The following is an 18603-nucleotide window of genomic DNA, read 5'->3' on the forward strand; positions in this document are numbered from 1 at the left end:
TAGTTTACTCAGCTTGTTGGGTGCGCTAGAGTGAAGTCTATCAATTAAACGGGTTATCTTGCGGTATGAATCTGCTAGCGGTGAGCGAAACCGACATTTCTCCTCCTGAGTTCCGAGGCCATTTGGTGAGGGAGGCGTTGGTTAATCAATTACAACAAACTCCAAAAAAATTAACCTTGATACAGGCCCCGCCTGGTTATGGCAAAACAGGGTTGCTGTGTCAGATTTATCGCGCTCAATCGCAGCCTTCTTTGTGGGTCAATATCCGTCAGTCAGATAACGATCCGATTAACCTTATCCAGAAAATAGGCGCTGCTATTGCCGCTCTTAAATCAGGCGAATCTTTCAAAAGCAGTCAATATCAATCTGATGGTTTTACACCCCCTTCATTCAACCCTTGGATTTTCTCATTAATTGATGAGTTGAATGAATTTAACACGCTTGATATTTATTTAAACGATGTTGATTTTCTTCAGGAAGTGTCAGTACTCGATATTCTCAATCGCCTCATTAGAAACACCTCACCCAATGTTCGTTTTTATATCACCACGGCTAAAGCTGCTTCGTTTTCGTATGCCCATTTACTGATGGAAAACCAAGTCGCCAGTATTACTCAAGAAGCCTTGAGGTTCGGCAAAGCAGAGATTGCTCAGGTGTTTAAGTTAGCCGGTGCGACTACTCCTTGTGCGGGCTTATTACAAAAAATGGTCGACTTAACTGAGGGCTGGCCTGCCGCGATATATTTTGCAGCAATCAACCTTGAAGCGTCCTCATTGGAATCGTTTTTGGCAGAACTGAGTCATGGTCAGGTGGCCTTTGACCGTTATTTTGTTGAGCGTGTATTTGAGCGGCAGTCGTTTGGTGTTCAAAAGCTGATGCTAAAGCTGGCGATGCTTGATCGATTTAATATCGAAATTTGTCAGCTTTTAAGCGAAGGTGACGATGAGACTCAGCAGCTCATTTCTTATATCAAAAACAACACGTTTATATCACCTATTGATGCATCCGGTACTTGGTTTCGGTTTCATCAGCTGTTCAATATCTTTCTTCGTAAACGCTGCCAGTTTGATCTTACTGCTAACGAACAAAATCAAGCACGCTTGAAAGCGGCGCATTGGTTTAAAGAGCTTAACAATGAGGAAGAAGCCATTGGCTTAGCCTTGCAGGCGAAAGCCTATAATCAGGCGGCGCTATGGATGGAAGAGGCATTCCCCACGGTGGTGGTGAGATATGCCAAGCATGTGACCTATTTGGATTGGTTCAAAGCGTTGCCAGAAGACGTGGTTAACCAGCATCCAAGAGTACGCATTGGCTATATCTGGTCGCTCAGTGCGGGCCGTCAGTTTCTTGCGGCAATTGAGCAGATGTCGCTATTAGGCAGAAACAAACAGTCTTATTCTGCCCGTGTTCAGAAAGAAATTACCCGTGTGGTGGCGCTAGCAAACTGCGCCGCTAAAGCTTTAAAAGATGAGGTAAAGACGGTTGCCACTGAAGTCACCCAGTGGCTCAGTGAGTGGAATGATGACTCACACTATAAGAATATTAACGACTATCACTACGAGCTGGGTATTGCCTGGTTAGTAAAGGGGTTTAGTGAAAAGTGTAACTCTGACTTTATTCAGGCGAGGAGTGCGCTTAATCATGCTATGGAGCACTTTCAAGCCTACGGCAGTTACTATGGCCAGTGTTGGGCGCGCTCGTTATCGGCCATCACCTATGCGAAACAAGGGTTTCATCATGAGGCCTTAAAAGAAGCTAAAGAAGGCTACGAACAGGCGCAAAAACAACTGGGCGATAAGTCTCACCCAGGCTATGGATTGGCGGCACTGATGGCGGCCATTAACTATGAATATGACGAGTTGGAATTAGCCGATAAGTATCTGGACGGGGCGCTGGAGTATCTAAAAGAGCAAAGCTCAACCGATATGCTGATTGCCGCTTATGAAACCAAAACGCGCTTGTTTATGAATGATGGGGCGGTTGAAGAGGGCATCGGTTTTTTAAAAGATGGTATCAAATGGGCTGAAAGTCAGTCACTAAAGCGACTCTATCTTAGACTGGCAGATGAGTTAGTGGTGTGGTTGTTACGTCATCATAGAGTGGCAGAGGCGGAGCAATACTCAAGCCATTATGATCTTATTTTGGGGGATGCGGCAGGATTTCAGCTAGACCGGTTAGAACATAAAATCGCCGCGCGCAGTATTGTTTATAGGATGCTTGATAAGCAGGAATATGAAGGCGCTTTGATGGTTCTTAAGCAACTGATAGATCGCGCTGAGCAATTTGGCCATTTAAGGCGCTTGGCGGAATGGTTAAAGCTTGAGGCGATAACCTATTGGTTAGCAGGCGAAAAAGACCCCTCTAAGCAAGCCATAACAAAAGCATTAGGCATTGCCAGTGCCCAAAACTATTACCGACTTTTCTTAGATGACGTGGCGCTACTATCCCCAATACTGAAGTACGCAGAGGCAGGCGCAAAAGGGTCAAGCCATCACGCTTTTTTACAAGCATTACTCAATAAAATAACCCCAGAAGAAGAGGGGGTTGTTAGCAATAGCGTTGATGCGCTTACCGTAAAAGAAACCGCCATCATTAAAAAGCTAGAGCAGGGTTCAGCAAATAAAGATATTGCGGCTGAGTTGTATATTTCTGAAGGTACCCTTAAATGGCACCTTCATAATATCTATTCCAAACTGCAGGTGAAAAACAGAAGCTCTGCTGTGTTGGTCGCGCGTGAGCAGGGCTATTTGTGATTTAAATATCTTCCCAGAACTCTTTAAGGGCGGCTTCAAGCTGCCTTTTTTCGTAATGTTGCTCAATGCCTCGACGAGCAGCTAATTTTCGCTGGGCTTTATTCTTTTCTTTAACGTTTGATTCGTGTTTGTTTAGATCCATAAAAATATTAACCAAATCGACTTGAACCGGTTCAACGACTGAGTTGTTGTGGTTTGGCATGATTTGCTCTCCTAAAGAATTCGCTAAACATTTTAATGTCGTGCTTAAATCTAAAGGGGAAGTATGAAAATTAAATGACAGAATTCTTACGTTAGTGTGAAGCTTTTAAAAGAACAAAGGCCGCGAGGCATTGCCCTACGCGGCCTTTGTTACTCGAGAATAGCGTTACAGAGAGCTCTAATCTTTAAACTTTCCGCTAGCCTCTTTAACAGAAGACTTTAAGGTATTCCAAGCGGAATCTACGCCGTCTTTGATTGAATCCCAGGCATCCTCTCCTTTATCGGCTAGTTGCGACAACCGTGCTTTACCTTCGTCGATCTTGCCTTCTAATGTGCTAATCTGCTTATTAATTTTCAGTTGAGTATCTGCACTGGACCCTGAAGCTTTGGCTTTAAGCTTATCTAATTCAGCTTTCCACTCATCTAAGTGGGCGCGCATTTTTTGTTGGTATAAATCTTTATCACTCATCTTGAGTCCTTTTGCTGATGCTATGATTAATTTAATGACGCAAAAGCGCGTCTAAGTGATCGACCATTTCTGTCCAATCTGAGTCATCCTGAAAAGCCTCTTCTATAAATTTCGCTTGTGCAGGCGTCCAAAAAGGAGCTTTGTCTAGGTGAACCTTCTTGTCCAAACCTTGGTGCTGGCGAACAAACTTTTCAATTGAAGCATCATCGTCAGGTAAGCCTAGCTGTGAAAATAGGCTATTCATCGTATGAAATGAAGTATCCATATAGACCTCTATGAGCGTTAAATGTAGGTTATAGCTAGCGCTTTTGAAGAAACTGACAGGCTATTCGTGCCATTAAGCTTGCTTATCATCTTGCAGCGACCATACTCCTTTGTATCAACAGAGAAGAGCTATGCTGACTGTGTGACTTAGCATGAAATTTACTTTCTTCCTGTACTTATATAGAACATTTTTAGAAAAAGGAGAACTGTTATGATTAAAAATGGCGATAAACTCCCTGAAGTAAATTTTCAGCTATTAACTAAAGACGGTATGCAAAACCCCACAACCAGTGACTTGTTTGCAGGTAAAAAGGTGGTTTTGTTTGCAGTACCGGGTGCATTTACACCCACTTGTTCAGAGGCTCATTTGCCTGGCTATGTGGTGAATGCTGATAAGCTCAAAGAAAAAGGGGTCGATAGTATTATCTGCTTGGCCGTTAATGACGCCTTTGTAATGGGCGCGTGGGGCAAGGCGCAAAATGCCGAAGAACTTATTATGCTGGCAGATGGGGATGGGGCTTTTACTAAGTCCATTGGGCTAGAGATGGATACAGGCACATTTGGTGGCACTCGATCTCAGCGTTATTCAATGCTGGTTGATGATGGTGTCGTTAAACAACTTAATGTGGAACAACCGAAACAGTTTGAAGTCAGCAAAGCAGAAGTCATGCTGGGTTGGTTGTAATAGCTGAACGCGCTTGTGGAAGTATGGTTTTTGAGGAGGTATAGCGAATGTCTCAATTTAGAACCGAAACCGATAGTATGGGGCCGGTGAAAGTACCCAAACAGGCGCTTTATGGCGCGCAAACGCAGCGTGCTGTTAATAACTTCCCGATTAGCGACCAACCAATGCCTGCCTGTTTTATCGTTGCGCTGGCACAGATTAAACAGGCGGCGGCTATCAGTAATGGTCAGTTGGGTTTATTAGATAGCGGTATGACTAAAGCGATTACCGCTGCCTGTGAAGAGGTTGCGGGCGGCCAACATCTTGATCAGTTTCCTATTGATGTGTTCCAAACGGGGTCAGGCACTAGTACCAATATGAACATGAATGAAGTCATTGCGACCTTAGCCAGCGAGCGCTCTGGCCAACCGGTGGGCCCTAATGACCATGTTAATATGGGGCAGAGTAGTAATGATGTAATTCCAACCGCCATTCATGTCAGCGCTGCCGTAGCTCTAAACCAGCATTTAATCCCCGCGCTTAACCACTTACATCAGTGCTTGATAGATAAAGCTCAATCAGTAGACGATTGCGTAAAAACCGGGCGTACCCATTTGATGGATGCTATGCCGGTGCGACTAAGTCAGGAGCTGGGCGGTTGGGCAGAGCAAATATTGAATGCCATCAACCGACTAGAAAACCTCAAACCAGAATTACATGCGTTGGCTCAAGGCGGAACTGCCGTCGGCACAGGGGTTAATGCACACCCTGACTTCGCGTCATTATTTGTTAAAGAACTCAGCCAAATTTGTGGCTTAGCGTTTTCCGTTAGTCCCAACTTTTTCGTCAGCATCAGCAGCCAAGATACGGCAGTGGCTTTATCGGGCCAGCTTAAAGTTCTGGCCGTAAGTTTGATGAAAATCTCCAATGATTTACGCTGGATGAACTCAGGCCCGTTGGCAGGGCTAGGTGAGATTGAGCTAGAAGCACTACAACCGGGTTCATCTATTATGCCCGGCAAGGTTAACCCCGTAATCCCAGAAGCCGTCGCCATGGTCGCCGCGCAAGTAATGGGCAACGATACCACCGTGACCATTGCTGCGCAGTCAGGTAACTTTCAACTAAATGTGATGCTACCAGTGATCGCTTACAACCTGCTGCAAAGCATTGAACTGTTAGCTAACGCTGCCCGATTACTGGCTGACAAATCGATAAACTCCTTTACCGTGCGGAAAGACAATTTAGAACAAAATTTGGCACGCAACCCTATTCTAGTCACCGCGCTTAATTCAATTATTGGCTACCAAAAAGCCGCCAAAATCGCTAAAAAGGCGTATGCCTCAGGGCAGCCTATTATTGATGTCGCCGAACAAGAAACCGACTTGAGTAGGGAAGAATTAGAAGGCTTATTAGATCCGATTAAACTGACCAAGGGCGGGTAGCCTTATCGTAGGTAGCCTCTCACTCATGACTTATTTAGGATATGTCGCGCTTTTTGGGTAAAGATCTAGTTTAATAGCCTCGAATACCTGATTTTTACCAAAAAGGATTTTCACCTTGCAACCGCAAACCAAAGGCTTTCTCTTTGCCACGTTAGGCTCCCTCTCTGCGGCTCTATTTTTTGTACCCTACAAAAAAGCGCTAGAAACCACTGACCCGCAAACCTATTTATTTGCGGTGTATATCATTGGCTTTTTGTTTAGCCTAGTCGGCAGCGTCGCTAAGAAAAATACGATCAAAATCAATAAAACCACCCTGTGGGGCGCACTACTATTTGCGGTTTTGTCGGTCGTTGGTAACTATGCAATCGGCCGTTCAATGGAAGGTATTGATCCTTCGATTACAGTACTGATTACCCGCACCCAAGTCATCATGGTGCTGTTTATGGGCTGGCTGTTTCTCCGTGAAGAAATGGTGAGGTTTTTAATACCCGGTGCATTGACCGCCTTTGCGGGTTTCTTTCTGATGAGCTATAGCGAAGAGGTGTCGCTGGATGGCGAGTTGGCCTTTTATTTGTGGGCATTGATGGCGGCGTTTTGCTTTGGGGTAAGTCAGGTAATTTTAAAGTCGATTATTCATCAAATAGAGCCGATTACGCTTAACTTTCTTAGGCTGTTAATGGGTTGTGCCTTTATTGCATTTATTCCAGGTGTAATGGCCGAGATTATAAAGATTGGTGCTGATATTTGGTGGTATGCAGCGGCATCAGCCTTTTTTGGACCGCTGGTTTCACGCGTCTCTTATATGTACTCTGTGCGTTATATTCCGGTTAGTCAGTCGACATTGTTTATTATGCTGAGCCCGGTCTTTACGGCTATTTTGTCGTGGGGATTATTAGGATTATTTCCGACGATTCAGCAGATGATGGGGGGGGCGATTGTGATGTTGGGGATTGTCATGCCGGTGCTGTATTTATTGAGAAAAAACTAAACATCTAGTGTAGGAGCCACTTTGGCGCGATGTTAGTTGTCCTCTTAGTGATGAAGGTGCATTAAATAGGTGCTTGTTTTGTTGGCTGTTCGGTGCATACTTCTTAATACCTTCATTTTACAGGAATAAGTCTGTGCAAGCCGAGCAGGTCGAGATTTCAAACTTTCTTTCCCAGTATCGTCCGTTCGATGAGTTAACTACCGAAGCGCGTGATGCGTTGGCGCAGTCGATAGAAATTGCTTACTTTCGAGCAGGCACCGAAATTTTACACTTTCGTGACACGATTGAAGATTTATATATCGTTCGTAGTGGCTCGGTGGAGGTGTTTCGTCGTAACGGAGAGCTACATAACCGTTTGGATGAAGGCGGTATTTTTGGGCAGATGGGCTTGTTAATGAACGGCAAGGTGCGTTTTCCGGTAACGGCACTTGATGATACCTTGGTGTACTGCATTCCAGATGAAATGTTTAAACATTACTGCGCCGAATATGATGACTTCGCCGATTATTTTGAAGCAGATGATGTTGGCATTTTAAGGAGCACTGTATCTCGCTCTGTAGAATTGAGTGACCTGACCACGGTGAAAGTAAAGACTATCTTAACAAGGTCGCCTGTGACCGCTTCACCAGACTGGACCGTTCAAGAAGCGGCTAGGCATATGGGTGAAGAAGACGTCTCCTTTTTGTTGATCTGCACGACAGACGTTCAGTCGGGCAAAAACGTGCTGAATTTGGTTGGCGTACTAACGGAAGATCATTTACGACACAGCATTGTTGCTGAAGGGATGCCGCTCACGACGCTGATCAGCGAAGTCATGTCGACAGACTATAAAGTACTCGACTCTAATGACTACATGTTTGAAGCCATGCTAATGATGTTGAGGTTTAATCAGAAGCACCTGCCGGTTATGAATCGGCAAGAACCCATTGGTGCGTTGACGCTTTCTGATATTCTTCGGCATGAATCCCAAAGCAGCTTACTGTTTGTTAAAGGGATTTTTGCGCAACAGACAGTAAAAGACCTAACTGTTTATGCCAAACAACTACCTGCGGTCTATGTGCGGATGGTCAATGAAGATGCTAACTCCCATATGATCGGCACTGCGATGGCGGTGATTGGTCGGTCGATTAAGCAGCACTTATTGACGCTGGCAGAAGAAGTGTTCGGTCCACCGCCTGTACCCTATTGTTTTCTAGCATTAGGCTCGATGGCGAGGGATGAGCAGCTATTGATAACAGACCAAGATAACGCTCTATTGTTCGATAACGACTATAGAGCGGAAGAGCACGAAGCGTACTTTATCAAGCTAGCTAAGTTCGTCAGTGATGGTTTAGCTGCGTGCGGATACACCTATTGCACTGGCGATATTATGGCGACCAACCCTCAGTGGCGTAAAACCTTCACCGAGTGGCAGGAATGCTTTGCAGGTTGGATAGATAACCCTGATCCTCAGGCCTTGCTTAATTGCAGCATCTTCTTTGATTTGGATGGCGTGTATGGAGAAATAAAACTAGCAGACACCTTAAAGGCATTTGTGGCGCAACACGCAAAAAGTAACCCCCGTTTTTTAGCCAGTCTTGCACGAACAGCACTTAACAGAACCCCCCCGCTTGGTTTTTTTAAGAATTTTGTAATGGAACCTGATGGACGGCATGGCCAGTCTATTAATCTTAAACGTCGGGGGACTGCGCCCTTGAGCGACGTAATACGTGTGCATGCTTTGGCAGTAGGATCCAGCTCACAAAACTCCTTTGATCGGTTGGACGACGTTATAGAAGCAGGGATACTGCCCGACGGGAAAGGGCGAGAGCTGAGTGATGCCCTAGAGTATATTTCTATGGTGCGTATTCGACATCAGGCACAAGACGTAGAGCAGGGTGAACCCCCCGATAACACCATCAACCCAAAGTATTTATCGACCTTTGAGAAACGAAACCTACGAGAGGCTTTCCAGATTTTAGACAAGGCCCAGCAGTTTCTAAAATATAGATACACTGCTCAGACCTCTTTAAAGTAAGGCGATATTGAATGAGTGATTATGAATCCAACGTTCCGTCGCCATTAGCCTGGCCAAACTATTACGCCGCGCAGTCTAAACGTTGTAAAGATGCACGCCTAAAAGCGTTTTTTGATGCGGGTGTGGTAGACCCCCAAACCCCGTTGAATGAAGTGCCTTTTTTGGCGATGGACTTCGAAACCACCGGTTTGGACCCCCGTGAGCATGGCATCGTAAGTGTGGGAATGGTGCCGTTCACGTTGTCACGTATTCGCTGTCGCAACGCTAGCCACTTTATCGTAAAGCCTCGGCAAACACTTTTGCCCAAGTCAGTCACCATTCACGGTATTACCCATTCTGATGTGAAATCAGCGCCAGACCTTGATGAGGTGCTGCATGACGTTCTGCCGATGTTAGCAAAGCAGGTTGTGGTGGTGCATTACCGGCATATTGAGCGAGATTTCTTAAACTTAGCCCTGTTGACGCGGATTCAAGAAGAGATGTTCTTCCCTGTGATTGATACCATGCTACTAGAAGAGCAGATACTGCAAAAGCAGCGAAGTGTTGTTGCCAGTTTACTAGGGCAGCGCTCGACGTTGTCGCTACGCTTACCGGATATACGTGAGCGTTATGGTTTACCCCGTTATAACTTACACCACGCGTTGACCGACGCTTTAGCAACAGCGGAGCTTCTGCAAGCGCAAATTGCACATCACTTTGATGATAAGACGCCTATATCGCAGCTTTGGTGTTAGTTTCAGGTTTATTCAGGCAATAAAAAAGCCCATACGCCGACACGTATGGGCTTTTTTAGGTTCAATGATCTAGCTAGCACGAGGCTCAGTTCTAAGCCCCATCATTAAGCTAACACACATTAATAACAATACCAGCGTGAAGGGCAGCCCCGTTGAAATAGCGCCTGCTTGTAACGCTTGAATCGCTTCTGTTCCGCCTATCCACAATAATGCAGCGGCAATTACACCTTCAATGATCGCCCAAAAAACTCGCTGTGGAACGGGCGCATCAATTTTTCCGCCTGCAGTAATGCTGTCTATTACCAGTGAGCCAGAATCGGATGACGTGATGAAAAACACCAATACTAATACAATGGCTACCATCGATAGAATGGAGCCGAAAGGTAATTCATCAAACATTTGAAACATCGCTAACGGTACTTTGGTTAAGCCTTCTGTACCGAGTGCACCCACACCCTGAATCACCTGATCAATGGCTAAGCCACCATACACAGACATCCAAATAATCGTTACAGTCGTAGGGATTAACAGCACGGCAATGATAAATTCACGGATGGTGCGGCCTTTAGAGACTCTTGCGATAAACATACCTACGAATGGGGACCATGAAATCCACCATGCCCAATAGAATACCGTCCAACCCTGAAACCATGCTTCGTCATCACGACCATGAGGGTTACTCAAAGGAATGATGTTCTCGACATAAGCCATGAGAGTGGTAGGAATCGTGCCTAACGCAACAGCAAAGCCAACCAACGTAACAAATGCTAATAGTGCCATCGCGATTATCATATTGATATTACTGAGTAACTTAACGCCGCCTTCTAGTCCACGCATAACAGAATAGGTCGCTAATAAGGTAACACCAATAATGACGCCTATTTGTAGTCCGACACCACTTTCAAAGCCAAAGATATGATTAATACCCGCAGCGGCTTGTTGAGCGCCTAACCCTAGAGAAGTGGCTAAGCCGAACAGTGTGGCGAGTACCGCAAGAATGTCTATAATATGACCAGCCCAGCCCCATGTGCGATCACCTAAAATAGGATAAAAAGCTGAGCGAATAGATAAAGGAAGCCCTTTATTGTAGGTGAAAAAAGCCAGCGATAAGGCCACTACCGCATAGATCGCCCAAGGGTGAAGCCCCCAGTGATACATCGTAGCACCTAGTGCAAGGCGAGCGGCTTCGGGTGTATTGGCTTCAACCCCCAGCGGTGTTTCGTACCAGCCGGTGAAGTAAGCAACGGGCTCAGCAACCCCCCAAAACATTAGGCCTATTCCCATGCCCGCAGCAAACAGCATCGCAAGCCAAGATATTCTTGAATGTTCTGGCTTAGCCTCATCACCGCCGAGGCGAATTTTACCGTAAGGGGATACGATAAGGGCAAGACAAAATAGCACGAAGAGGTTGGCAGACCACATAAAGAACGCATCAAAGCTGCCAATAATGTCCCACTTTATACCGTCTAATGTGGCTTTAGCTGTTGCTGGATCTACAGCTAAAACGGCGATGATAAAGATGAGAATAAGGCCGGCACTGGTGCCGAATACAGGGTTGTGGATATCAAACCCCCAACGCTGAATGTTGTTTTGACCGACGGTATAGTCGGTACTGTGAATACTGTATTTATCTTTCGGATTTGGCATATGATCCTCTATTAATTGGTAGGTCTATATAAAATAGGGGGTTATACGCAAAGCTGCAAGTTAAGGGTGAGCTAACGTGCAGCTGAGGAGGGAAAAGTTTTCAGCAAACTAGGCGAAAGCAAGAGCTTCAATAGACTGTTTAGCAGAGACTATGGCCGCGTCTCTCACCTCATCTCCCATATTAAGTCCTTCGGCATATATGGTCTCGACATTGGTTAACCCTAAAAATGCTAAAAATATTTTCACAAAGGGCATTTGTGTATCGCTTGGTTGGTCTTTATGGATGCCTCCGCGGGTAGTAACCAAATATACTTTTTTGTCGGTGAGTAGCCCTTCAGGCCCTGAAGTGGTGTATTTAAAGGTGGTACCCGCTCTGGCGACGTGATCGAACCACGCTTTTAACATCGAAGGAATACTGAAGTTGTACATAGGTAGGCCGATGATAATGGTATCTGCCGACCGCAACTCTTCGATCAACTGGTCAGAAAATTCAACTTTTTGTTGCTGCTCGACACTACGTTTTTCGTCTGGTGTCATCAACGCTTGTAGCCAGTCGCCATCTAAATGAGGGATAGGCTGCTGAGCAAAATTACGGTGGATAATGGTCAGTTCTGAGTTGTTCTTCTTAATCTGGTTAAGCAGGTCATCAGAAAGTTGGGTTGAAACACCTTGTCCAGAAAAAAGGCTAGTGTCGAGTCTTAGTAGTGTGTTCATGAGTGAGGCTCCCTTCAGTGTTCTATCAGTGTTAATGTTCGGCTCGGCGTGTTTCTTTGCAAAGAATAATATAAGAATACATAAGTAAATTTGATTAATGTATTGAATAATAGCTAATTACCATCTAATAATTGGATTTTTTTAGGGCTGTAGGCTTTTTCGGCTCCACTCTAAGACAGGATATATGGAAGCACTATCTTTCTTCTCACCCGCAGCTTTACCTTTCATCGCGGGGGGGAGCCTATATGACACCGATAGTCTTCCTCATAGGTTGACAGAACCTCCAGATATCCTTTAACGTGGTTTTACCAACACCTCAAGCGGGTCATGAATTGCCATGACCATTTCGGGGTAACCCCGAAGTATTTTGTAACGTGCTTTTATCAAGGCATGTACGACGCGCACTTGCAGTGCGAATAGTACATACAGCTTCAGCCAGGTTGGGGTGTTGGTTTCTTTAAAGACAAGGAGTGTGTCTACGTGAGTTATCGACGATGGGTGGCCCAATGCCTTGCTGGCGCATTTAAAGCGGGTGACTTAACGGATGCGCAACTCAACAGCCGAGGGGCTAAGACGCTGGGTGAAAGCCCGCAATGGTTAGCTGTTCTGGCCAAAGATACGGTAAAGCAGTTCAAACATGCTTGGCAATCCAGCCACCTCGCTCAAGTCACACTCTTTATTTTACAGCATAGCGAATTCAAGTTAGCTAGTTGTTTCCCTCAATCAAAATTGATTATTCGTTATGTTTATCTGTGGCCTGCTAATATACCGCCTAGCGATTCAACGATCATGCAACTGGGGCTTCCCATTATTCCTACAGAAGGGGAACTGATTAGGTGGCTTAATTTAAGTTCGAATGATTTTCTTTGGCTTCAAAATGTGTTTCGAACACGCCCTCAGTCGCAAACAAAAATGAACCATTATTGCTATACATGGATTTCGAAAAAACAGGGCCAATATCGGTTAATAGAAGCGCCAAAAGAATGTTTAAAACGTGTTCAGAAACGCATTTATCAGGAGATACTGAAACCTTTGCCGCAGTCAGGTTATGTGCATGGTTTTGTCCCCGGTCGATCCATTGTCAGTCATGCTCAATTACATGTCGGGCAAGCATTAATACTTAAATTTGACCTTCAGGACTTTTTTCCCTCCATTCACTATCGAAAGGTTTATGCGCAGTTTTCTGGCTTGGGTTATTCTCATGAGGTCGCTCGTTCACTGGCCGCACTTTGCACTCACCAAACACCTCGCGACATAGTGAAACAGCCTTCACCTAAGTGTGTGGATGCCGATTTGAACTTATACAACCAACGCCATTTGCCGCAAGGCGCCCCAACGTCACCCATGCTAGCCAATCTGGCCGCTAGGCATCTTGATAAACGATTAGGCTCTTTAGCGCATAAATTGGGTTACCGATATAGTCGGTATGCTGATGACATGGTTATTTCAGGCCCTCGACTGTCGGCGAATGCTATAGGCCGTTTTCAAGATAAAGTAGGTGCCATCGTGCTGGAAGAAGGCTTTGCGCTTAATACACGCAAAAACCGAGCAATTAAACACTCCCAGCGGCAACAGGTCACTCATATTGTTGTAAATAAAAAAACCAATATAAAAAGAGAAGAATTTGATGCATTCAAAGCACTACTATTTAATTGCGCTCGATTCGGCCCTGCATCACAAAACAAGGACGGTATTACACATTTCAAAGCGCATATTAAAGGAAAAATAGCGCATTACCACGGGATAAATCCCCAAAAAACGCTCAAGTTAAAAAGGCTGTTTAGTCTTATAGAGTGGCCTTAGAACACTTTTGAACCGTATTATGTCTAATAGAATAATTAAGGAATAAAAACTGGATGGATATCAATCAAATTGTCAATGACGCAACTGAAGCAGAGGCCAAATCTGCACTTTCATACTTCTTGCAAAGTTACATGACGCCTGCGTTTGGAGCACTACCAAAAAATGAAGTAGAACTGATTGTGCTGAATGTGCTCGAAAAATTAAAAGCGATAGATGAAGAGCCTGAACTGTATGAGTTTGTCTCAAAGCTAAAGGTCACTCGCTCTAAAGCCAGAGGTTTAATTTATGACCGTGAACTTCGAAGATCGTCTGAAGAGGAACTCAACAATAAGGTTAAAAATCTATTAAAGCGGCCATTAATTCAAAAGAATGGTGACTTATATGTGCTTGAGGTTGAAAACCCGTTGGTGTCTGATCATCTAAGATCAAAAGTACAAAAGCTGGGTTATGTCTCAGATGGGTCATTCTCACCAAACATTGTAAAGCTAGGTATTGACGCGATAACGGCTCTTATTGAGTCATACTTATCTAAACAGGAAAGAGACGAGATTAAGTCTGCATTAGTGGCCGCAGGGGCACCGGATACCTCTTTTAAAGGCATTCTAAAGGCTACGTTAAAGAAGATGGCCAGTAAATTAGCCTCGGACACTGGTGAAGCGTTAATGGACAAAGCCTCGGGTTTTATATCACCCATTATCGATGCCGGTGTAGAGGTTATTGCAGAAAGAGCAGGGGAGCTATTTGGGAGTGACTCGAAGTAAAAAGATGAGCAACAAGGGCTGTCGTTAAGGGTACTGCCCTTGAGTGACGGATTAAAGAACAAGCGCGGGTCAGGCCTTGCATTTTGCAATTACCCTGCTCACTGTTGAATAAGTAGATCGACATAAAAATGCGAAGGAAGCACTGAATGTTTATGTTTCAAACCATTCAGGGTTTAATTGATACCCTGCATTGCGACCAACCGTTTGAATACTGATAATAACGTCTTTTTTTAGTAAGTCTTGTAAGTCTCTTTTGATTGTTTCTTCAGATACGTGTTTATTTATTTTGTGATATCGTTTGCGTTGAATATTCCCTACAAATGAGCTTCCTTGATCTAGTACGACATTAAGGAACTTAATCTGGCGTTCATTGAGTACGGTTTCTCTTATTCTGCATTTATCCCAGAATGCGGTCTTTTTATTGATGTCGAAAAGTAGGACAGACGCATCATGGGCGGCTTGTTCGACCACTTCCAGAAAAAAAATAACCCAATCATTCAGCGTCTTCTCACCACGTTGGCAGGCCTCAAGTAAGTTATAATATTCCTTCATTAAGGGTGCGCTTGCCCGTAAGGTGCTAGAAAAACTATATAGTCTTAACCCTGTATCTTCGGCTTGAGCAATGGCCATATCTGCTACTGCTCTACACAATCGACCATTTCCATCATCAAAAGGGTGGATAGATACAAACCAGTAGGTAGCAATGGCAGCTCGGATATAACTTGGTTTTTTAGCGGTGTGATTAAACCAACTAATAAATGTATCCATTTCTACGGGAACCGTATCACTGGGTGGTGCGATATAGTGTGTAACTTCTCTGTTTCCAATAAGTGAAACTACTTTCATGTCTTCGTTGGATGTTCTGTAGCAACCTGTTTCTATTGGGTATCCGTATTCATCTCTACCTGTTGGAAACAGGCTGGATTGCCATCTGCATAAACGATTATAAGTTAAAGGTGACTCATAGCCTTCTGTTGCATCGAGTAGTGTTTCTATTATTCCATCAATACTTCTATTTTTAGCTTGTTTAATGTGATCGGAAGCAATACCTAAGCGTCGGGAAATTGATGACCTTACAGAGTCCCTATCGAGTATTTTTCCTTCAATGGCAGATGTATGAATGGTTTCTTCTTCAAGCAACTTTGCTTTTATATTATTTTTGTCTTTAGTTGAAAGCTGTGAAGATAATGTCTGTATTTTTGATACCGTGCGTACAGATTTTTCAAGCTGATCAGAAGCATGGATATTTGAAAGGTTCCAGTTCCCCCAATCTTTTCGTTGCCATGCCCAATAGTGTTTCGCTGTAGCCATAATGCAGTGTCGTTGCTATTCTGTTGATTAGAAATAGAATAGCAAGCATGCCCCGTTTAGTCTAATTAAACGGGTCTTTTATTGACCCATTTAAAGTCATTTTGATGAAAGAATGGCTCATTATCATTCGGTTAACCCGCGAAAGGCGTTTAAGCTGAACGCGTTATTTAATCGCATTGAGTGGTCTGAGGAAGGAGGGTAAACCCCGCCCCGAAGGGGCAGACCTATGTGTCTGCCCTTGACTTGGGTTTAGAGGCGTTGATTAAAAGTTAGATAACTCTTCTTGCAGGTCTTTCTGCAACTCGGTGGGAGGCGTCACCCATATGTCTGAATCTAGCCCAGGGATGACACCTATTTCGATGCTATCTTTCATTAGGCCAGGCACCCATTTTTCAAAGAACTCAGGCAATGAGATACTCTTTGGCGTGAGTTCTTTCGCGTTTTTAGCGTATTCAGTCGCAAATTCTGAATTAGGCCAAACCGGTAAGTACTCGAAGCCATCATCTTCTGCGTAGATCTTTAGAAACTGCTTATCGCTATTAATCAGTATCCAGACCTCTTTCTCTTCGCCGACTGCACTTAAAAAGAAGTCGTATCGTTCCTCACAATCTAGTTCCAGTATGCTTTTTAGCTCGTTATCGCTCATATAATGTCTCAATATTTGATTGTAAGAATATCGTCTTTTGAAACATATCAAATGTTGAGGCGGTTAGCGAGGCTTTAGCTATGCAACTTCGTTTGAAATTGTGTTTTATCACCCGCTGCGGCTTCTTCACTCTTAGCCCATTCTGGCGGTGCCCATAGATGCTTTAATCGGTGCCACAGGCTTTGGTTGGGCGCGCGCATATCTTTCAACATGGCTCGCCACTCATGGAACGTTAAGGTAATAGGGTTATGTGTCTGTATCTGATCGGTGATGCCGTACTCGCAGGCTAGGTTGTCTTTCTCTTCAACAAAGGTTCCAAACAAGCGGTCCCAGATAATCAGTGTACCCGCATAGTTTTGGTCGATATATTCAGGGTTACGAGCATGGTGGACTCTATGGTGAGAAGGGGTGTTAAAAATAAACTCTATCCATCCAAGTTTGGGCGTGACTTGAGTGTGGATAAAAAACTGGTAAGCCAAGTTAAATAGCACTACGGCAATAACGGTTTCAGGTTGAAAACCAAGCGCGATTAACGGCAACCAGAATACCCACATGCCAGAAATGGGGTAGGTGGCACTTTGACGAAAGGCGGTTGAGAAGTTGAGTGATTCAGAGGAATGATGGACCACATGAGACGCCCAAAACCAACGAACGCGGTGGCTGGCACGGTGAAACCAGTAATACAGAAAATCCTGCAAGACAAATAGCAGCAGGATGCTCAAAATAGAGTTTTCAATATCAAATAAGCGAAAATCGAATAACGTATGATAGAGCACCATGATGCCCAGTGCGGCAATGGCATCAGTGGCTTCATGCATCACGGCCAGCACGCCATTAGAGATCGTATCAACCCAGCTGTATTGAGCGGTAGGGAATTCAGATTGTCGGTTTCTTAAATACCAGACTTCCCATAAGATAAAACCGAAAAAAACCGGTGCAAATGCCAGCAATATGTATTGAACCTTAAACTCCATTGCTCTGATACTCCTGAAAGGGTGTTAAATTTATTAGCGCGACGTTAAATGCCTGCCTATTATTTGATGATATGGCATATTTTGGGGTAAGGTCGTTGGCATATATAGAATATATACGCCACGTTTTTTGACAAAATACGACAATCCATTCCATTTGACATGACGGCGTGACTGCCAGAAGTGAACACCAAAACAATGATAACGAGCCAAATATCTGCTGCTTATCTTCGGGGTCTGATTGATTTTTTGAGGCTTCGAAATATCGATACTGAACGCTTTCTTGAGCGTTATGAGATTGATGATGCGATGCTTGAGAATTTTCAGGCGCGGATACCGGTTGCCCGTTTTAATCAAATGCTCTATGAAGCAGAAGCCTTAACAGGTGATGCAGATATTGGGCTTCATGCGGGCGAGCAGATTAAGCCGAATCAGTACGGCGTATTGGGCTTATCGATTATGAACTGTAAAACGCTGGAAGAAGCGGTTCAGCGGCATACTCGTTATGAAAACTTGGTGTGCAATGTGGCAATCTCTCGTTATCAGGTGACGGGTGATCAGGTCGAACTGATCTGGGATACCTGTGCACCTGAGGCAACCCGACATATTGCCGAAGAAAATGTGGCGAGCTGGGTGACGTTTGCCCGTTGGATCAGTGGCACCGACCTGTCGCCTAGCTTAATTGAATTCCAGCATGCACCGCCAGATAGCACGGCTGAACATGAGCGTATTTTTCGTTGTCCAGTGCAGTTCTCGGCTGATCGCGTACGTGTGGTCTTTCCTACGGAGTTTCTAACATTATCCCTTCGGCAGTATGACCCTGCGATGCTCTGCATGTTAGACACATACGCTGAGCGGTTATTATTAGAACTCAATCACTCTGACCAGTTTGTTGATAAGGTTACGATGGCTATATCAACACACCTACAAAGCGGAGAAGTGAGTCTCGGGCATATTGCTGCGACATTAGCGCTCTCTGAAAGACAGTTGCAACGAAAACTTAAAGAAGAAGGGTTAACTTATCAGGGAGTACTGGACGAGACGCGTAAAAGTCTGGCGCTGAAACAGATAGACGATGATATGATCGACTTTTCTGAAATCACATTCTTGTTAGGTTTCTCTGATCAAAGTGCCTTTCAACGTGCTTTTAAAAAGTGGACAGGACTAACCCCCGGGCAGTATCGTAAAAGCCAAATAAATCGCCCTTCAACTAATTAA

General features: G+C 44.5%; 17 protein-coding genes. 9 read left to right on the top strand and 8 right to left on the bottom strand.

Features of this window, described 5'->3' with window-relative positions; genetic code table 11:
- Nucleotides 1-65: 65 nt before the first annotated feature.
- Nucleotides 66-2753, top strand: coding sequence for a LuxR C-terminal-related transcriptional regulator (locus NKI27_RS00240; protein ID WP_265047693.1), 2688 nt, complete (start codon nucleotides 66-68; stop codon nucleotides 2751-2753).
- Between the two features lies 1 nt (nucleotide 2754).
- On the opposite strand, the gene NKI27_RS00245 is transcribed toward NKI27_RS00240, so the two are convergent.
- From NKI27_RS00245 to NKI27_RS00255, 3 genes are all read right to left on the bottom strand, one after another.
- The gene (locus NKI27_RS00245; protein ID WP_265047694.1) at nucleotides 2755-2955 is read right to left on the bottom strand and encodes a PA3496 family putative envelope integrity protein; all 201 of its coding nucleotides are present in this window, start codon (nucleotides 2953-2955) and stop codon (nucleotides 2755-2757) included.
- A 177-nt stretch (nucleotides 2956-3132) separates the two neighbouring features.
- Nucleotides 3133-3423 (bottom strand): sll1863 family stress response protein, encoded by a 291-nt coding sequence (locus tag NKI27_RS00250; RefSeq protein WP_265047695.1) that lies wholly within the window; start codon nucleotides 3421-3423, stop codon nucleotides 3133-3135.
- Between the two features lie 31 nt (nucleotides 3424-3454).
- Nucleotides 3455-3688 (bottom strand): DUF2789 domain-containing protein, encoded by a 234-nt coding sequence (locus tag NKI27_RS00255; RefSeq protein ID WP_265047696.1) that lies wholly within the window; start codon nucleotides 3686-3688, stop codon nucleotides 3455-3457.
- 210 nt (nucleotides 3689-3898) lie between these two features.
- Here NKI27_RS00255 and NKI27_RS00260 point away from each other — a divergent pair, with 210 nt between their 5' ends.
- The 5 genes from NKI27_RS00260 to NKI27_RS00280 all read left to right on the top strand — a co-directional run bounded on the left by NKI27_RS00260 (nucleotide 3899) and on the right by NKI27_RS00280 (nucleotide 9532).
- Nucleotides 3899-4372: a peroxiredoxin gene (locus tag NKI27_RS00260; protein ID WP_265047697.1), complete on the top strand. Its 474-nt coding sequence runs from the start codon at nucleotides 3899-3901 to the stop codon at nucleotides 4370-4372.
- 47 nt (nucleotides 4373-4419) lie between these two features.
- On the top strand, nucleotides 4420-5793 hold the full coding sequence (locus NKI27_RS00265) for a class II fumarate hydratase (protein ID WP_265047698.1): 1374 nt from the start codon (nucleotides 4420-4422) through the stop codon (nucleotides 5791-5793).
- A 115-nt stretch (nucleotides 5794-5908) separates the two neighbouring features.
- Nucleotides 5909-6781 carry a DMT family transporter gene (locus NKI27_RS00270; protein WP_265047699.1) on the top strand — a complete coding sequence of 291 codons (873 nt, stop codon included), beginning with the start codon at nucleotides 5909-5911 and terminating at the stop codon, nucleotides 6779-6781.
- Between the two features lie 133 nt (nucleotides 6782-6914).
- Nucleotides 6915-8798 (top strand): DUF294 nucleotidyltransferase-like domain-containing protein, encoded by a 1884-nt coding sequence (locus NKI27_RS00275; protein ID WP_265047700.1) that lies wholly within the window; start codon nucleotides 6915-6917, stop codon nucleotides 8796-8798.
- An 11-nt stretch (nucleotides 8799-8809) separates the two neighbouring features.
- The gene (locus tag NKI27_RS00280) at nucleotides 8810-9532 is read left to right on the top strand and encodes a 3'-5' exonuclease (RefSeq protein WP_265047701.1); all 723 of its coding nucleotides are present in this window, start codon (nucleotides 8810-8812) and stop codon (nucleotides 9530-9532) included.
- Between the two features lie 69 nt (nucleotides 9533-9601).
- Here NKI27_RS00280 and NKI27_RS00285 read toward each other — a convergent pair whose 3' ends face one another.
- Both NKI27_RS00285 and NKI27_RS00290 read right to left on the bottom strand, forming a co-directional pair.
- The gene (locus NKI27_RS00285; protein ID WP_265047702.1) at nucleotides 9602-11179 is read right to left on the bottom strand and encodes a BCCT family transporter; all 1578 of its coding nucleotides are present in this window, start codon (nucleotides 11177-11179) and stop codon (nucleotides 9602-9604) included.
- Nucleotides 11180-11287: 108 nt separating this feature from the next.
- Nucleotides 11288-11893, bottom strand: coding sequence for an FMN-dependent NADH-azoreductase (locus tag NKI27_RS00290; RefSeq protein ID WP_265047703.1), 606 nt, complete (start codon nucleotides 11891-11893; stop codon nucleotides 11288-11290).
- 480 nt (nucleotides 11894-12373) lie between these two features.
- Between NKI27_RS00290 and NKI27_RS00295 the strand changes: the two genes are divergently transcribed.
- Nucleotides 12374-13696 (top strand): reverse transcriptase family protein, encoded by a 1323-nt coding sequence (locus NKI27_RS00295; RefSeq protein ID WP_265047704.1) that lies wholly within the window; start codon nucleotides 12374-12376, stop codon nucleotides 13694-13696.
- A 53-nt stretch (nucleotides 13697-13749) separates the two neighbouring features.
- Complete coding sequence (locus tag NKI27_RS00300) at nucleotides 13750-14457, top strand: hypothetical protein (RefSeq protein ID WP_265047705.1); 708 nt, start codon at nucleotides 13750-13752, stop codon at nucleotides 14455-14457.
- A 150-nt stretch (nucleotides 14458-14607) separates the two neighbouring features.
- On the opposite strand, the gene NKI27_RS00305 is transcribed toward NKI27_RS00300, so the two are convergent.
- From NKI27_RS00305 to NKI27_RS00315, 3 genes are all read right to left on the bottom strand, one after another.
- A complete protein-coding gene (locus NKI27_RS00305; RefSeq protein ID WP_265047706.1) occupies nucleotides 14608-15768 on the bottom strand; it encodes a Fic family protein in 1161 nt (386 codons plus the stop codon).
- A gap of 262 nt (nucleotides 15769-16030) precedes the next feature.
- Nucleotides 16031-16414 (bottom strand): DUF2750 domain-containing protein, encoded by a 384-nt coding sequence (locus NKI27_RS00310; RefSeq protein ID WP_265047707.1) that lies wholly within the window; start codon nucleotides 16412-16414, stop codon nucleotides 16031-16033.
- Between the two features lie 74 nt (nucleotides 16415-16488).
- A complete protein-coding gene (locus tag NKI27_RS00315; protein WP_265047708.1) occupies nucleotides 16489-17388 on the bottom strand; it encodes a sterol desaturase family protein in 900 nt (299 codons plus the stop codon).
- Between the two features lie 195 nt (nucleotides 17389-17583).
- Between NKI27_RS00315 and NKI27_RS00320 the strand changes: the two genes are divergently transcribed.
- On the top strand, nucleotides 17584-18603 hold the full coding sequence (locus NKI27_RS00320) for an AraC family transcriptional regulator (RefSeq protein ID WP_265047709.1): 1020 nt from the start codon (nucleotides 17584-17586) through the stop codon (nucleotides 18601-18603).

The sequence above is a fragment of the Alkalimarinus alittae genome (genome assembly GCF_026016465.1).
Lineage (GTDB): Bacteria > Pseudomonadota > Gammaproteobacteria > Pseudomonadales > Oleiphilaceae > Alkalimarinus > Alkalimarinus alittae.

Excerpts from the sequence above, each read along its gene's own strand:
- NKI27_RS00285 (WP_265047702.1), bottom strand. The coding sequence starts at position 11,179 with ATGCCAAATCCGAAAGATAAATACAGTATTCACAGTACCGACTATACC.
- NKI27_RS00250 (WP_265047695.1), bottom strand. The coding sequence starts at position 3,423 with ATGAGTGATAAAGATTTATACCAACAAAAAATGCGCGCCCACTTAGAT.
- NKI27_RS00320 (WP_265047709.1), top strand. The coding sequence starts at position 17,584 with ATGATAACGAGCCAAATATCTGCTGCTTATCTTCGGGGTCTGATTGAT.
- NKI27_RS00240 (WP_265047693.1), top strand. The coding sequence starts at position 66 with ATGAATCTGCTAGCGGTGAGCGAAACCGACATTTCTCCTCCTGAGTTC.
- NKI27_RS00310 (WP_265047707.1), bottom strand. The coding sequence starts at position 16,414 with ATGAGCGATAACGAGCTAAAAAGCATACTGGAACTAGATTGTGAGGAA.
- NKI27_RS00260 (WP_265047697.1), top strand. The coding sequence starts at position 3,899 with ATGATTAAAAATGGCGATAAACTCCCTGAAGTAAATTTTCAGCTATTA.
- NKI27_RS00255 (WP_265047696.1), bottom strand. The coding sequence starts at position 3,688 with ATGGATACTTCATTTCATACGATGAATAGCCTATTTTCACAGCTAGGC.
- NKI27_RS00305 (WP_265047706.1), bottom strand. The coding sequence starts at position 15,768 with ATGGCTACAGCGAAACACTATTGGGCATGGCAACGAAAAGATTGGGGG.
- NKI27_RS00290 (WP_265047703.1), bottom strand. The coding sequence starts at position 11,893 with ATGAACACACTACTAAGACTCGACACTAGCCTTTTTTCTGGACAAGGT.
- NKI27_RS00300 (WP_265047705.1), top strand. The coding sequence starts at position 13,750 with ATGGATATCAATCAAATTGTCAATGACGCAACTGAAGCAGAGGCCAAA.
- NKI27_RS00280 (WP_265047701.1), top strand. The coding sequence starts at position 8,810 with ATGAGTGATTATGAATCCAACGTTCCGTCGCCATTAGCCTGGCCAAAC.
- NKI27_RS00315 (WP_265047708.1), bottom strand. The coding sequence starts at position 17,388 with ATGGAGTTTAAGGTTCAATACATATTGCTGGCATTTGCACCGGTTTTT.
- NKI27_RS00265 (WP_265047698.1), top strand. The coding sequence starts at position 4,420 with ATGTCTCAATTTAGAACCGAAACCGATAGTATGGGGCCGGTGAAAGTA.
- NKI27_RS00245 (WP_265047694.1), bottom strand. The coding sequence starts at position 2,955 with ATGCCAAACCACAACAACTCAGTCGTTGAACCGGTTCAAGTCGATTTG.